Genomic DNA, 15918 nt, shown 5'->3' with positions numbered 1-15918 from the left:
TCGCTTACCGCGATTCCGAATCAGCGGACGCATCTTTAGACGAAGCCGATGGACCACTGACAGCGGAACCTGGACTATGCGCACTCGCACTTTCGGGTGAAAGCGATTGTCCAAGTGCCATCGGGTCGCCTTGTTTGCGTTGTTTGGATTGGATCGAAGGCCCAATTAACTCGGTTAAATCGGCTTCCCCAAGCTCTTCGTGTTCAAGCAACGCACGAGTGATCGATTCCAGTTCGGCGCGATGTTCACGAAGCAACTGCTCTGCTTTCTGATCCGCTTCCAGGAGTAGTCGTGCGACTTCCTCGTCGATCAACTCTTGCGTGTGCTCGCTAAAGTTACGCGATTGATGAATCTCACGTCCGAGGAACGGATCTTCGTCGCTCGTCTTGTAACTGACGGGACCGATCTTGGGACTCATCCCCCAATGGGTCACCATTCGACGCGCGATACCGGTCGCACGTTCGAGGTCGTTTTCCGCGCCGACGCAGGTTTCGTTGTAGATGATTTTCTCGGCCGCTCGACCACCCAACAAGACGATCAATTGATGATCAAGTTCACGCTTGCTGATACTCAAACGATCTTCGCTCGGAACGTACTGCGTCGCCCCTAAAGCTCGGCCACGAGGGATAATCGTGACTTTGTGAACCACGTGTGCTCCGTCGAGATGCCAAGCGGTCAGGGTGTGGCCCGCTTCGTGATAGGCCGTCTTTTCTTTCTCGCTGTCCTGTAGAATTTCTTCGCGTTTGGCTCCCATTAGGATCTTGTCGCGAGCGTATTCGAAGTCGTCCATTTCGACCATTTTCTTGTCTTGCCGAGCAGCCCATAGCGCCGCCTCGTTGACCATGTTACGAATATCTGCACCGGTCAAACCAACGGTTCCGGCCGCCAATCGTTTGAGGTCGACGTTTTCGCTGAGTGGTACATCGCGGACATGGACTTTGAAAATCTCTTCGCGGCCCTTCATCGTCGGGCGACCGACGGTGATATGCCGGTCAAAACGTCCGGGTCGCAGCAATGCTGGATCAAGCACGTCCGGACGGTTGGTCGCAGCGACGACGATTACCGCTTGGTTGGAACTAAACCCGTCCATTTCACCGAGAATTTGGTTGAGCGTTTGCTCGCGTTCGTCGTTACCGCCACCGAGCCCCGCGCCTCGTTGGCGACCAACTGCGTCAATTTCGTCGATGAAGATAATCGATGGGCTATTCTCTTTCGCCGTGCGGAACAAATCACGCACGCGGCTGGCACCGACGCCGACGAACATTTGAATAAATTCGCTACCGTTGACGGAAAAGAACGGCACGCCCGCTTCACCGGCAACCGCTCTAGCAAGCAGTGTTTTGCCGGTTCCCGGAGGCCCGTTCAGCAAGACGCCCTTGGGGACGAAGCCTCCGAGACGCTGGAACTTTTCCGGTGTCTTCAAATAATCCACAATTTCCTGTAGATCCGCTTTCACCCCTTCCAGACCCGCGACGTCATTGAACGTGATCATTTTCTCGTTCGCTTCAAATCGCTTCGCAGGACTCTTGCTAAACCCAGACAAAAACCCGCCCCCCATCATGTCACTGCGGGTGCGCCGGAGCATCATGAAAAGGAAAAACAGAATCGCCAGCGGCAAACCGATAAAAGCGATCATGCTGAGAATTTGCTGCGTGTTGTCGAGCGGTGCGATCGAATAGGGAACATCCGCACTACGCAATTGCAGCTCAAGCTCCGAGGTTGCCCCAGGATCAGCGGCTCGAATCACCATGAATTCCTTGGGCAACTTCAGCGGTTTGCCCGCATCATCGGTGGGCTGTTTTGCAACGCCGTTTTCGATCACTTCCGGTGCAATCGGTTCGACCTTGAACGTTCCATAAATGCGACGCTCTGCGATCTCAACCGCTTCAATATTGTTGTTTGCGAGCTGCTTGTAAAAGAAACTGCTTGGGACTTCCGTCTTGTCCGCCCCTCGATTCATAAATAACATCGCGATCAGCGCAGCGACCACCACCGCAATCATGAACGAATTGTTCCCACGCTTGTTCTGAGCGGAATCGTCTTTTCCTGAATTTTTCTCGTCGGACCGATTATCCATTAGTTTCCTTTTGAAGCCTCAAGCGATTGGCTTGATTGTTGACCTAAGTTTGGAGACAAATTGTCAGCCAATGAGGTTAAATGAAGCGGTGTGCATCTCTTATGCCACCGTTGTACTTATGTTGCAACTTGTTTCAGATACGGCGTTTACGTCCATTCCAAAGACAGTCTAGCGGATCATCAAGCGGGAAATCACTGGTAGCGTCTTTCGCTTTCGCCTCGAAGCGATTGTATCGAATCGATCGCAGAATGCCTAACCGGCCAATTTGACAGCACTTTTGATCGGTTTCCCGGCCTCAACGCTCAATGAAAAGCGAAAAAAAACACCGAAGCTTCTGGCTCACAACCGTGAAGTCTACAGCCCCCCCACGCGGTTTAGCGAGCGTGGATGCTATCGGAGGAACCATTTTGGATCGACCGGATGACCAGCCTCGGCGGCCTCTTTCAACTCGATGGCCAACGATCCGACGCTACAGCGCCGAATCAACGCGATTTGGCTCATCGTGTAGCCGTCGCGAAACAGCCGCCACGTCCAATACGGATCACTCCCGTCCTGATCCAATTCATCGTCGCCTTCCTGCTCCTGCGACTCAGTTTCCGCCACCGGTTTTTTTTCGGCCTCTTCCTCAGCCTCTTCCTCAGGCTTCTCCTCAGGCTTCTCCAAAGGTGCCATTTCGCAGTCGATTTGGTCACCTCCATCCGCCTCGATGACATCCTCTGATGGGTCTGGGTTGAGCGTCAATAAAATCAACTCGACCAAGTCGTACCCAAATTGCTCGATCGTGGCCGGCCCAACGCCCGAAATGCACTCCAATTCGGAGGTCGTTTGCGGTGCTGCATCCGCAATTCGGTCCAACGTTGCATTGGTCAAAACACGATAGGCCGGAATCCCCAATGCTGCGGCGTTTTTCTGGCGCCATCGCTTGAGGCGTTCTGCTAATTCCGCCTTATTGTGAGCGTGCGACTTTTCAGTTAGCGATTCCGCCGTTCCTACTTGGCTTGTTGCGGGTTGTGACGACTCTTGCCCCGCATCATCCGCAGACGAACGAGCCTCCTCGTTCACATCACCCGATTCGATATTTTTTGCAGCCGCCGCCAACCGTTTTATCAGTGGGAACTTAAGGTCAAGCGCATCCTCAAGCGGATCGAGCGCGTGCATCACTCGATTACCCGGTTCGCTCATATGAATCGTCGGCCGCCGCTCGTCGACTTCCTGTTGAACCAAAAAGCCGCGAGCGATCAAAGCATCCATTACCGCGACCACTTCGCTTTGTTTCAATAGCGACAACATCCCGTAGGTACTCAAGCGATGCAATTTCCACTGCTGCAATTTTTTGCTTTTCGATCCGCAAAGCATTTGCGCGACAAGATTTTTACCGAACCGTCCATGCATACGTGTTACGCCACTGAGCACCACCCGCACCCCGCGAATGAAATCATCACGGTCGACTCCCGCGAACGGATCGCCCGTCGGTTTTGCATGAACGACGGTGGTTGACTTAGCCCCAGTCGGGTCACAACGGTCGCAGCGATCACAATTTTTGCTTTGAGGATCACCGAAATAATCGAGAATCACTTTTTGCCGACAACCGTTCGCACGAGCAAAATTAATCACTGCTTCAAGTTTACCGTGCTCGGCTTCACGGCGACGCGCCAACTCATTGAAATCGATTTCGAGACTTTCAAACGGAATGCCATGCTCGATCAAATGGACCGCACGCCCTCGAAACGGCGGCACGTAGTCAAAACCCTTTAAACGCCGCAAATCCCGCAGCGTTCGAGCGAGTTGATCGCGATCGACGTCCGCCATTTCACAAAGCCGCTTGGGGGTAACAAAGACATCCTCGCCCCGTTGATTACCAACCACCTTTTCAACCGCCAACATCACACGACGCCGGACCTTCGCTTCTTTGGGCAAAAAATCCAACATGGTTGGAGCGGTGCTGTCGATGCGAACCACGGCACTGTTGGCCGAGTTATCCAATCGTTTTAGGACCCCGGCTTTGGCCAACAAGGTTTGCGACGTTCCTATCGCTTCGTTTCCCTCTTTGACATCGATCGCCGCACGAACTTGCTCCAAAGTCAACTCGATCGGGTCTTCATCGCGCGACAGCAAGAATTCGTAAACTTTCTTAACGACTTCGCGTGACGGATAGCGATTCTCAATAAAGAATTCTTGGATATAGCGGTCACTGTATGAGAACAACAACAAACACTCGCTGTCTTTTCCGTCGCGACCGGCGCGGCCCGCTTCCTGGTAGTAGGCTTCCAAACTGCCGGGCATGTTGTAGTGGACGACATAGCGAATATCGGCTTTGTCGATCCCCATCCCAAACGCGTTGGTGGCAACAATCGCCGACAACTTTCCCGACATGAAATCATCTTGAACCTTACGACGTTGAGATGGATCTAATCCCGCATGATAGACTCCGACAGGACGCCTAGTTTTCTCTGGCAACCAAACGGCTATCTCTTCGCAGCGTTTGCGTGTGGCAGCATAAATGATCCCCGCGCCGTCTCGCTGTTTCAAATAATTCAGCAACTGTTCATTCTTTTCCGCGTCCCCTTTGGAATGGAGCACCGAGAATCGCAAATTAGTTCGCGCGAACCCCGTCACAAACGTCTTCGGATTACGAAGCCTTAGTAAATCAACAATGTCTTGACGAACCGTCGGAGTCGCGGTCGCGGTCAAAGCAATCGTTTGCACATTGCTAAGATAGCGATCGCGAAATCGGCCTAGCCGCGAATAGTCGGGACGAAAATCGTGGCCCCATTCACTGACACAGTGGGCTTCGTCCACCGCCAACAAACTGACATTGGCTGTTGAAACCGCTTCGAGAAACCGCGAATTGCGAAGGCGTTCGGGTGCGACGTAGACAAGGTCCAAAACCCCCATCGCCATTTCTTGCATGACACTGGTTTGCTCGGACAAACTCAAACTACTGTTGAGAAGCTTCGCATTGATCCCGTGTGTCGTCATCGAGTCAACTTGGTCTTTCATCAACGCGATCAAGGGGGAAACAACGATTGTCGTACCAGCGCGGCCAAGACTGGGTAATTGATAGCACAGACTTTTCCCGCCACCTGTCGGCATGACGCACATCACATCGTGCCCGTCGTCCACGGCATCGACGACGTCTCGTTGCCCAGGACGAAAACGGGACAACCCGAACCGGGCCAGCAACGTTGTCGGGTCGACATTGGTTCGGGGCATGGCGATGACTAAGAAAACGAGGATGAGAAGCAAACCTAAGTAGCAAACCAATTGTCGCAACGTGGAGTATAAGACATCATGACGGAATCATCGAGAACGGTTCTGCCGTTTCAATTTAATCTCGCAGTAACCCGAGTTAGTCTCGCAGTAACCTGAAAAACGGAGCACCGAAATGGATAGCGAAGGAAGCTATATCTGTGACAACTGTGGCGAAGAAATTGTTATTCCTGTCGACCCAACCACAGGGACTCACCAACAGTTTGTCGAAGATTGCCCCGTCTGCTGTAACCCCAATGTGATCCATGTCGATTGGAACGACGGCGAAGTTCAAGTCTTTGGCGAACCAGAACAGGATCGGTTTTAGCCCCCAATGCATATCTCCACTTCGCTGCTGCCACAACCGAATTTGAACGCAACGGATACCGATATCGCCATTGTGATCGATATTCTAAGAGCGTCGTCAGTGATCACCACATCACTCGCAAATGGCGCAAACCAGGTAATCACGACAAGCCAGGTCGATGAGGCGAGAGCACTAGCATGCGAACTCCCCCAAAAACCGCTGCTTTGCGGCGAACGTGGTTGCGTCGTCATCGAGGGGTTTGATTTAGGTAACTCGCCAGCCGATTATCGCGCGGAGGTGGTGACGAGACAAGATTTGGTTTTAACGACCACCAATGGCACTCAAGCGATTGAAGTGGCCTCCGCGGCAAAAGAAGTCTGGATCGGTAGCTTCTTGAACCTCTCTGTGATTGTTCGATCAGTACCCTGCAACGCTCGAATCGCCTTCATTTGTGCTGGGACAGACGGATCGATCACAATGGAAGATGTACTTTTTGCGGGTGCGGCCGTCACGCAATTAGAGAAACGATATTCGGCTCAAGTTGATGATGGGTCACGAATTGCGAAACAGCTTTGGCAATCTTGGTTCGGCCCTGACCGATTGCCGAATCCGAAGGAATTAGCAGAGAAGCTTAATGAATCCCGGGGGGGACGAAATCTGATTCGGTTGGGCTATGAAGCCGACATTCAGTGGTGTGCCAAAATTGACTCTGCTCCAATTGTCCCGGTGCGAATGCAAAAATCACCAACGTCGTTTCGGTGCAAAATGCCTGACAATCGCCTCGAAATGTAACTGGCTTGTAATAATCGATCGACTCCGACCGCAGGGAAACCCTTCCCATTCGCCGTAAACGCTTCTTCCATAAAGACTTAACAATTCTTAATTACCTTTTCACTTGGAGTTGACTCTGGCATGAAAGCTGCGATGCTTCCAATGGTATCCTCCGTTTGACGAGCGATCGCATTTGGAGAGGGGCTGGCTATTACCTGCCTGCTTTTTCCTAACGTCTTTTGGGCGGAAGGGAACCGGATGACCGATCGAGTGAAGAGGTTTTAGGTCCAACATGAGTAGCGCGACGCCGACGAAGGCAAAGAAATCCATCCAACCGCACCGCAGTCGCTTATACAACAACTTGGTACCGGTTTACCAAGGATTGTGGCCCGCCGTGGCGAAGCGAAACATTCGCAGTGCGATCGCGGCACTCAACATTCCGACCGACCGAAAAGTGCTGGAAGTCGGAGTCGGAACGGGGCTTTCACTCGACAGCTATCCTCGCGACATCCAATTGACCGGCGTTGACCTGTCTGAAAGCATGCTCGCCGAAGCTCAGCAATTGATTGAGGAACGTCATTGGCATCATATTAACGTCTTGCCGATGAATGCCGAATCACTGACTTTTGATGACGATAGTTTCGAAGTGGTGAGTTCTTTTCACACAATCAGTGTCGTATCGAATCCGAAAGCCATGATGAGCGAGATGATCCGAGTTTGTCGGCCGGGCGGTCGAATATTGCTCGTGAACCATTTCCGAAGCGACAATCCGGTCATCGCAAAAGTGGTTGACTCCGCTGGAAACATCACTCGCCATTTGGGGTGGCGAACCGATTTGGACATTCACGACGTCATTCGTGGTTTGCCGCTAAGGCTTGACCGCTGCTACAAAGCGACACCGCTTTCGATCTTTACGATCATGGAAGCGACGGTTTTGTAGTGCGGCGCAAGTGATTGCTAACGCGGCTTTTCAATTTTGACGATTTCCGCGTCAAAAATTTCGATGCATGATTTTACCAACGGATGATTTTCGATCTCTTTCATCCTCTGCAACCGTGCTTTCGCAGGTGGAATCGGCGCAGTTTTTACAGCCACTTGCTTCGGTGGCAAGAGCTGCAACTCAATCGCAATCTCTTGGCCCGCCAATTCCGAGACCGCTTGAGCGAGCGAATTCTTGTGATGAGGATTCTCACATCGGTTATGCGCCAGCTTCGATTCACCTGGGAACACTAACCGTAAGCGGCCTTCTTCGGCGACGACATGCTTGACCGCATGAGCCAAGGTCTCCGTCATCGGCTCGACCTTTTCCATGGCCTGTTTCCAAATCAGATCCGCGGTCGCTTGCGTCCAAACTTGACGCGTCGCAGCGGAACCGTTGGGCGCTGGTTCGACGACCGGTTCGACGACCGGTTCGACGACCGGTTCAACGGCCTGGTCCGCAGTGGGGGACTCGGCGACTTGCACCGGCGACTTCACTTCCACAGGCTGCGTTTGTGTTTGCAACGAGGCATCATCGGGTGCAACCGACGCGACCGATCCGGACGCGACCGATCCGGACTGAGGCTGGTCAGTGTGTGGAACGTTTACTTCAATGTTTTTTTTTTCAACCGATGCCGCAGAAGACGCCGCTGTAACACGGTTTGCTGAAACACCCGTTGCGTTCGACTTCACCGAACTGGCGGCCGCAGCGAGATCAACGATTCGCTGCAAATCGGGGAGATGACAAATCTGAATTGCCGTCGCTTCTAACAACACTCGCGAATAGACGCTGTGCCGAATTCGCACCAATGTCTCGTCGAGCAATCCAACTACGGCCAATACCGTTTGCAGTCCCCATCGCGAACCGAGTTCCACCAGCTCGTCATACATGCCCGCCGAGGTGTGCCGCATTAAAGTTTGGTCACAACCAACGGTCACCGCCATTAAGTCCCGAAAATAGGCGAGTAACTGTTCTGCCAAACGTCCCGCATCGACCCCGGCATCAATGCCTTCGTCCATTTGGCGAATCACCGCTGCCGCATCCCGATCCGCCATCGCTTTGGCTAACGCATGCAGGCGTTCGTCATCCGCGGTACCCAACATCGCGTGGACTTGCTCGACCGTCAATTTGCCATCGCTAAAACTAAGCACTTGCTCTAACAACGATTGGCTATCCCGCATCGACCCCGCCGCTCGACGTGCAATTAATTCCAACGCCTTTTCGTCCGCCTCGGCCGATTCTTTTTGCACAATTTCGCGAAGCCGTTCGACAATCTTCGGCACTTCCACTGGCGCAAAATCAAACCGCTGGCAACGGCTCAAAACCGTAATCGGAATTTTTTCCGGATCGGTGGTACAAAAGATAAACTTTACGTGCTCAGGCGGCTCTTCGAGCGTTTTCAGCAGCGCATTGAACGCCGCTCCCGTAAGCATGTGAACTTCGTCGATGATGTAAATTTTAAATCGTGATCGACTCGGCCGGACACTGACGTTTGCTCGCAGCGACCGAATTTCATCAATACCACGGTTGCTTGCACCGTCAATTTCGATCACATCGACATCTTCGCCTGAGTCAATGGCCAAAGCGACGTCCGATGTATTATCAGGCGTTCCGGTTGGTCCGGAAGGATCATTGAGCGCTTTGGCAAAAATCCGCGCCGTGCTGGTCTTTCCAACCCCTCGAGCCCCCGTGAAGAGATAAGCGTGACCAACTCGGTTGGTGTCAATCGCGTTTTTCAGTGCACGACCAACGTGATCCTGTCCAACGAGCTCATCGAACCCTCGTGGCCGATAGCGACGAGCGACAACGACGTAAGAATTGGACTTAGCGTCCGTTTTTTCGACACGGGGGCCAGCGGACTCAGGCATACGGCGGGTTCAATCGGCGGTGCGAGAAGAAGATGCGAAGAATACAGGGCAAAGAATACGGGGCGAAAAAAATCTTGTTCGGGGGAGGCAACCCTCGCACAAAGCTACACCGCTTATGGCTGCTCCAGTTAAGGCCTGACCAGGTTCACGATTCACAATCGCAAGGGTCGCCACCCTCGAACAAGACGTTCCACTTAAATCATCGACCCACATTCTTACAGAAACTAGGTTCCTTTGGAACCAATCAAGAAGATTTCTGTCGAATTCGCCAATATCGCTGACTGACTCTGCGTGGAGAAGAATCACAAATGTAGCGTTACTCGTGAACCACGAAAAGCCACCCAAATTGGGTTGAGTGCAGTTGGGCTGGTCGTTTCGCAAATCGCGGAGCGCCGTTTTGAAATCTGCTTTCTGAAAATAAATCTCGATTTGCCGCGCCCTGGAATGGCGTCTCACGAGCCACTGTGTCTATTAGTGGTGTCACGTTGGCAGCGTTTCCGTCGAAACTCTTCGGCGTTTTTGTTTTTTCGAAAGGTTCGCCATTGTCCGTTATTCAACTATCTGATGTCACAAAAAATTACGGAAAACACACTGCTGTCGAAAAATTGTCTTTGTCAGTACCCGCCGGATCGCTTTACGGATTCATTGGTCCGAATGGGTCCGGGAAAACAACAACGATCCGGATGATTTTGCGAATCATTCACCCCGACTCTGGGACCATTGAAGTCCTCGGCAATTTGGCCGCGTCGTCCGCCAACGATCGCCTAGGTTATCTGCCGGAAGAACGCGGACTGTACAAAAAGCTCAGCGTACGACGCATGCTTGGATACTATGCAGCATTGAAAGGAATGGCGTCCAACGACGCTCGCATCGCGGTCGAGGGTTGGCTTCAAAAGTTTGAGTTGACGCAGTGGTCCAGCAAGAAAATTGAAAGTCTATCGAAGGGAATGTCTCAGAAGGTTCAGTTTATCGCGTCGATCATCGCACATCCCAAAATATTGATTTTGGATGAGCCTTTTTCGGGCCTCGATCCGGTCAACACTGAGGCAATTCGCGAGGCCATACTCCATCTGCAGGATAGCGGCACCACCATTATTTTTTCCACTCACGACATGAGCACTGCCGAAAGGATGTGTGACTCCGTTTTCATGATCCATCAAGGGGTCAAGGTGCTCGACGGAACGCTTGATGAGATCAAATCGCAGTTCGGTACCGGTTCGATTCAACTCCGTTGGGATGGGGCAAGAGAACAATTAGCGTCCATCCGAGAAGTACATACGGTCATCGATTGTGAAGGCTATCAGGAACTTCAGTTTGACGGTGACCCACAGCGCGTGCTTCATCAACTGATTACCAAAGGAAGCGTACAGCGTTTTGAAATCGCACAACCTTCACTTCACGACATCTTTATCCGCATTGCGGGACCTAAAGCGATGGATTCGTCCGACTCACAATCACAACGGATCGGAGCTTGAACATGAACAAAGTATTCATTGTTGCTCGTACGGAGTATCTGATTTCCGTGACCAGCAAAGCCTTTCTGATTGGCATTGTCATGATGCCGATCTTTATGGGCGGGGCCATCCTGGTCCAATACCTGACGCACGACCAAATCGACATTGCGCCTCGCCGGATTGCCCTGGTGGATCAAACCGGAAGACTATTTGACAAGCTTCAGACGCGGGCAGAAATCCATAACCAAACCGAAATATTTGACGGCGAGGGCGAGCAGCGCAAACAAACGGGCGCTCCCTTCATACTGGAAAACTATATTCCAGAAGATCACGGTGACGAACGTGCGGATGTTGTCTTGACCCGCCGAGTTTCGGACGGGGACTTGTTTGCATTCGCGATCATTGACGACGGCATTTTTGAGGCCACCTCCGCTGGCAGCATCCGCTACCACTCACAAACCCCAAGCTATCAAACATTGGCAAATTGGCTTCGTAACGCGGTCAACGAAGAAATCAAGAGCGTTCGCATCGCCGAATTGCAACTATCCAATGAGACCGTCGCCGCACTATCGCGGCACGCACCGCTGCGACAATTCGGGCTCGTCGAAACGGATATCCAAGGCGGCGTGCAAGATGCAAAAGAAGAAAATCGAATCCTGACCTTTGCGATTCCCTTCGCAGGACTGATGCTAATGTTCATGATGATCATGTCCGTTGCACCGGCCATGCTCAACAACGTACTCGAAGAGAAAATCCAGAAAATCTCGGAGTTCCTCATCTCGTCCGTCACCCCGTTTCAGCTGATGGCGGGCAAGCTCCTGGGAGCCGTTTGTGTTGGACTGACACTCTCAACGCTCTACCTGGGCGCCGCTTTCGGTTTGGCCGTCTACTTCGATGTCAGCGACAGTGTGCCTGTTTCGCTCTACGCCTGGTTTGTGTTCTACTTGCTGGTCTCATTGGTCACATTCGGGTCGATCTTTTCCGCGATCGGAGCTGCCTGTTCTGAAATTCGCGACGCTCAGAGTTTAATGACTCCGGTGATGTTGCTGGTAATCATTCCAATGATGTGCATTGGCCCGATTTTAGATTCTCCATCGAGCACGTTTTCTCGAGCGATCTCACTGTTTCCGCCAGCGACTCCGATGTTGATGTTTGTCCGCATTGCGATTCCACCTGGTCCAGCCGTCTGGGAAATTGTGCTTGGCAGTGTCTTGACTGTTTTGTTTGCAATCGGCTGTGTTTGGGCCGCCGGAAAAGTTTTTCGCATCGGGATTCTTTCGCAAGGCCAATCGCCATCGATCGCAAAGCTTGCAACCTGGGTCCTCGCAAAATAGTGATTCTTAGGATTCCAGTCACTTCAATTGACTCAAGTCGAATCTCCATACCTGTTTCTCTGCGTCAACGACAAAGACGAAGCCGTTGTCCAAGGCGACCGCATAAAATTCACCTTGAGAGCGAGGATTTGCGACTGGCAACATGCCGATGTATTGGACGTTCCCGCTGGCACGGTCAATGCGAACCAACTTGTGATCGAGCGTTACGGTGACAAGCGAATCGTCGGACAAACCACTCGAGCGAGAAAACAGAAACGGATTGCCGAGCGACCAACGAACCTTACCACTGGCTTTCTCGACGCAAAACATCACACCCGGCTCGTTGAGACTCAGGTGGAAACAAGAGAATATCACACTGTCCCCGTTATCGACCGGTATTCCATCGGCCCAAACGTGCTGTCGATCCGAGAAGAAATCGGCGCAATTAAGCTTCCATGCGACTTGCCCCGTGCCAAAATCAACGGCGGAAAACATACCGTCTCGCGTCCCGAAATAGCATCGACTTTCGTCAACGATCACTTCACCGAAACTGGCTCCGCCAAGCGGTAATGTCCAAGCGGGTTTCGTTTCGCTCAAGTTGAAACAAACGAGTGAACCGGTGCCGGTGTAGTCGTTAGCGAGGTAGTCTTTGGTAACCAAAACGACCAGCTTATTTCCTTTTGCTGCGATTCCAAATCTCATCCCACCTGCACCACCCGCAAACGCATACGATTGAATGATGCGACCGTCCTTGGGTGACAGCGTGACTAACTGGTTCGTGCCCGCAATGACAATTTGTCCGTTATGAAACAACGGATTGCTGTAGCCGCAGCCGGGAATCTGCTTTTTCCAAACGACTTTGCCCGTCTGCGTTTCAACGCAGTGCAGCCAATCTCCGATATTGGGAAAGTAGACACGCTCGTCATGATGAATTGGACTCGCATCAACACGCTGAAGATCCCCGACCTTCCATTTCAATTTCCCTGATATCTTGTCGAGGCAATAGAAGTTTCCATCACAAGCACCAAAGAAGATCGAGGTTTTGTCAAAACAAGGCGTGGAGAAAACTTTGTCTTGGGCGGTGAAAACAACGCCTCCGACTGCCGCGCCGATCACGCTGGTCGATGAGGGAATGCTATCTGGCTTAATCACCTTCGGTGCCACGCTGGGGGTCATGCTCAGCGAGCCACTTGCTGGTGCGACACCAATCAGTTCGATGCCTTCGCGGACTTCGCCATCGGACACTTCTACGGTCACCGATGCGCCGTTATTGGCGTCCTCGGCAGAGAGCCAAAATGGTGAGACTTGAACAAAGTGTTTACCTGGCCTCAAACCACCCAGTTCGAAGCTGCCGTCGGGTTGAACTTCGACCGTCGGATCGTAGTAGCGGTTACCTCGCAAGTCAGCCGGGTGAGCACGGACTTCTCGTGGCGGTGAACCTGCGGCGTCCGATGTGGTCACTTTTCCGCGCACCGTTGAACCGCGAGTAAGAACGAAATCATAGTCTGAAACTTTTTGCCCCGGTTTGGTCTCCAATGGTTTGCGAGCGACCGCTCCCCACTTTCGCCACTTACTATATTCACCATCGAAGGCCATCAAGTTGTACTGAAAATCGTTGCCCGCGGGCATCACCACTTTGTAGGATCCATCGTCTCCGGTCTTGATGCTATACCGTGTATCACCAGTCAGTGAATTGCCGCTTCCGGTTTTCGCGGGTGCGACCGTCGCGCCGGCGCAAGGTTTTCCGTCGGGGTCGTAGACATGCCCGCTAAACTCGACACCTTGCTCGACAAAAATCTCTACTGGCTTCATCTCTGGGTGAAGATCAAATTGCAGATCGTCGAAATTTCGTTGGAATTTGCCAGCCGTTTTTTCCAACCGCTGCCACTCCTTGTTTGCCTCGGGGGACCACCATCGTCCCAGTGGCCCATTGAGATAGATTTTGTTGCCGTGATAATCAATCGGCTCGCCTGCTCCTACCGAAAACTCAAACTCGCCCGGCAACATGCCGTCGATGGTGATTCTACCCTGGGCATCGGAATTCCCCTCGAATCCCCGCTGCAAAAAGTTCGAAAGCACCAACCCTTCGAATGGCTCGCCAGTATTCGCATCTTTCACAATCGCCTCGAACCTGACACCGTTCTGAAGCTGAATATTCTTTTGGATCCCGTAACCGCGATGCAACTGAATTTTATCGGTTCTGACGACGCCAACGCTGCTCGCGATCGTGATCTCGTATCGGTCTGGTGCTGCATACAGCCGATAGTTGCCTGAATGATCCGTTTCCGTTTCCGTGACCACTTCGCTGATCGTCACGCCATCACCTCTGATGTTCTGCTGAGCACCGCGAATGGTCACTCCGGCCGCCGGCGATCCATCTACCGCCGTGACGGTTCCTTCGATATAGGTTGACGAGTCCATCTGAATGACCAAGCCTTTTCCACCTACCGGCTGCTTAGCGACATAGTGTGGGGAATAGCCGGGCTTCATCCAGCGGACTTCGACCTTACTCCGTCCGTTATCACTATCGGGGCGAAAGCGAAAAACACCCTTCTCATCGGTCGTTGTCTCATCACCCTCCTGCCAACTCCACGCATCGACCGTCACTCCCGATAGCGGCTTGCCGTCGGCATCCACCACGATCCCGGCTAACTCTGTTGGCTCAATATCACGAGGCTGATGACGAAGCACTTCCTGTGGAATCTTTTGCTTTTCAACCGCCTGTTGCGGTGAAGCGAGTGACATTCGGTAGGTCGACAAAGTCAACGCACTGACAATGGTGATCACCACTAGTAAACTCAATCCATCGATCATTCGGCTGGCCTTCGGACTGGGCTGCAAAGGTCGCCCCAACAATCGCATCAATCGCACCCGTAGCTGCGATTTTGATGAAACCGACGCCACACTCATGATCGCCGCATGCTTCGAATTCGAGGTTACGTTGGAACCACGGTTGACCAATCGACTCCGTGCTGCGATATCGACCAGTGTTCCAGCGTACTGCGTTGGCTCGACACCGCTTGCTACCACCGCCGCATCACAGGACAACTCGCGATACAATCGCACTTGGCGAGAAACCCACCACATCAGTGGATGATAAAACAGCAACGTCTCGATCACGTTTTGCAGAAAATTCACCAATAAATCGTATCGACGCAGATGGGTGAATTCATGCAGCAAAATATGTTCCAGTTGCACGATGGAAACGCCGTTGGCATAAGCAATCGGCAATAGCACCACTGGACGAAGCACGCCGGTTACCGTTGGGACAATCGCCCTTTGGCACCATAACACCGTTGGAGTCGCTCGCAATCGCAGTTGTTTGGTCAAGCGAACCGACAAGGCATGAACATCGTGACCCGCTACCGAAGTTCCTTGCCGCCGTAGCCGTCGACCGAAATACCATCCTCTCATTAAACGGATTGCGAAAACGATCACGCCGACCATGTAACTCAACGTTAGCAACTTAGCCCACGCAATAGTGGGGCTAAACCAAAGATGACCGACCTTTGTTGTATTTTGCTGCAAACTCGACTGCCGTGTAGCCGCTTTGGAAGTCGGAACAAGCGAGGTAACTTTGGGCGTAACGGTCGTCGGAGCAGCGACGATTTGGTCCGTTTCGGTGGAAACAATCGGCGTGCGGAAGTCGATAAACTCACTTCGGTCAAGCCGCGGCGTTTCGTTTGCCGGCGGCAAAATCGACCAGTAGACCGCGGCCATCATCATGAACATCATTGACCCGAGTGCAACGATGCTTAACCGATAACGCAATTCCAAAGCGTTTGATGAAATCATTCGCAGGGCAATTGCGAGTATCGCACAGGGGATGCATGCCAGCCACAAAAAGTGGAGGAGCGCGTAGGCAATTTGGATGTAAATGACATCGTTAAAATGGAACAT

Annotated in this window: 9 protein-coding genes and 1 other RNA gene; 5 read left to right on the top strand and 5 right to left on the bottom strand. The window is 52.4% G+C overall.

The features are described 5' to 3' along the window. Positions 1–4 precede the first annotated feature (4 nt). Together ftsH and CA13_RS25270 are read right to left on the bottom strand one after the other, a co-directional pair. A complete protein-coding gene (gene ftsH / locus CA13_RS25275) occupies positions 5–2077 on the bottom strand; it encodes an ATP-dependent zinc metalloprotease FtsH (protein ID WP_146401426.1) in 2073 nt (690 codons plus the stop codon). Between the two features lie 390 nt (positions 2078–2467). Further along, positions 2468–5290: a RecQ family ATP-dependent DNA helicase gene (locus CA13_RS25270; RefSeq protein WP_146401424.1), complete on the bottom strand. Its 2823-nt coding sequence runs from the start codon at positions 5288–5290 to the stop codon at positions 2468–2470. A 172-nt stretch (positions 5291–5462) separates the two neighbouring features. On the opposite strand from CA13_RS25270, the gene CA13_RS25265 reads away from it, so the two are divergent. The 3 genes from CA13_RS25265 to CA13_RS25255 all read left to right on the top strand — a co-directional run bounded on the left by CA13_RS25265 (position 5463) and on the right by CA13_RS25255 (position 7344). Next, entirely contained in the window at positions 5463–5654 is a 192-nt protein-coding gene (locus CA13_RS25265) for a CPXCG motif-containing cysteine-rich protein (RefSeq protein WP_146401422.1), read from the top strand. 6 nt (positions 5655–5660) lie between these two features. Further along, entirely contained in the window at positions 5661–6425 is a 765-nt protein-coding gene (locus tag CA13_RS25260) for a 2-phosphosulfolactate phosphatase (protein ID WP_146401420.1), read from the top strand. A gap of 271 nt (positions 6426–6696) precedes the next feature. After that, a complete protein-coding gene (locus tag CA13_RS25255) occupies positions 6697–7344 on the top strand; it encodes a class I SAM-dependent methyltransferase (RefSeq protein WP_146401418.1) in 648 nt (215 codons plus the stop codon). Between the two features lie 17 nt (positions 7345–7361). On the opposite strand, the gene dnaX is transcribed toward CA13_RS25255, so the two are convergent. Further along, entirely contained in the window at positions 7362–9251 is a 1890-nt protein-coding gene (dnaX, locus tag CA13_RS25250; RefSeq protein ID WP_146401416.1) for a DNA polymerase III subunit gamma/tau, read from the bottom strand. An 80-nt stretch (positions 9252–9331) separates the two neighbouring features. Continuing rightward, positions 9332–9426, bottom strand: an RNA gene (gene ffs, locus CA13_RS25245) — signal recognition particle sRNA small type. Between the two features lie 289 nt (positions 9427–9715). On the opposite strand from ffs, the gene CA13_RS25240 reads away from it, so the two are divergent. Both CA13_RS25240 and CA13_RS25235 read left to right on the top strand, forming a co-directional pair. Next, on the top strand, positions 9716–10726 hold the full coding sequence (locus CA13_RS25240) for an ABC transporter ATP-binding protein (protein ID WP_419194798.1): 1011 nt from the start codon (positions 9716–9718) through the stop codon (positions 10724–10726). Positions 10727–10728: 2 nt separating this feature from the next. After that, positions 10729–12039, top strand: coding sequence for an ABC transporter permease (locus CA13_RS25235; RefSeq protein WP_146401412.1), 1311 nt, complete (start codon positions 10729–10731; stop codon positions 12037–12039). Positions 12040–12057: 18 nt separating this feature from the next. On the opposite strand, the gene CA13_RS25230 is transcribed toward CA13_RS25235, so the two are convergent. Beyond that, entirely contained in the window at positions 12058–15918 is a 3861-nt protein-coding gene (locus tag CA13_RS25230) for a M56 family metallopeptidase (protein WP_419195155.1), read from the bottom strand.

Origin of the sequence: Novipirellula herctigrandis (assembly GCA_007859835.1) — a bacterium.
GTDB lineage: Bacteria > Planctomycetota > Planctomycetia > Pirellulales > Pirellulaceae > Novipirellula_A > Novipirellula_A herctigrandis.
The sequence above is the reverse complement of the archived record's forward strand: the minus strand, read 5'-3'. Positions and strand labels throughout refer to the sequence as shown.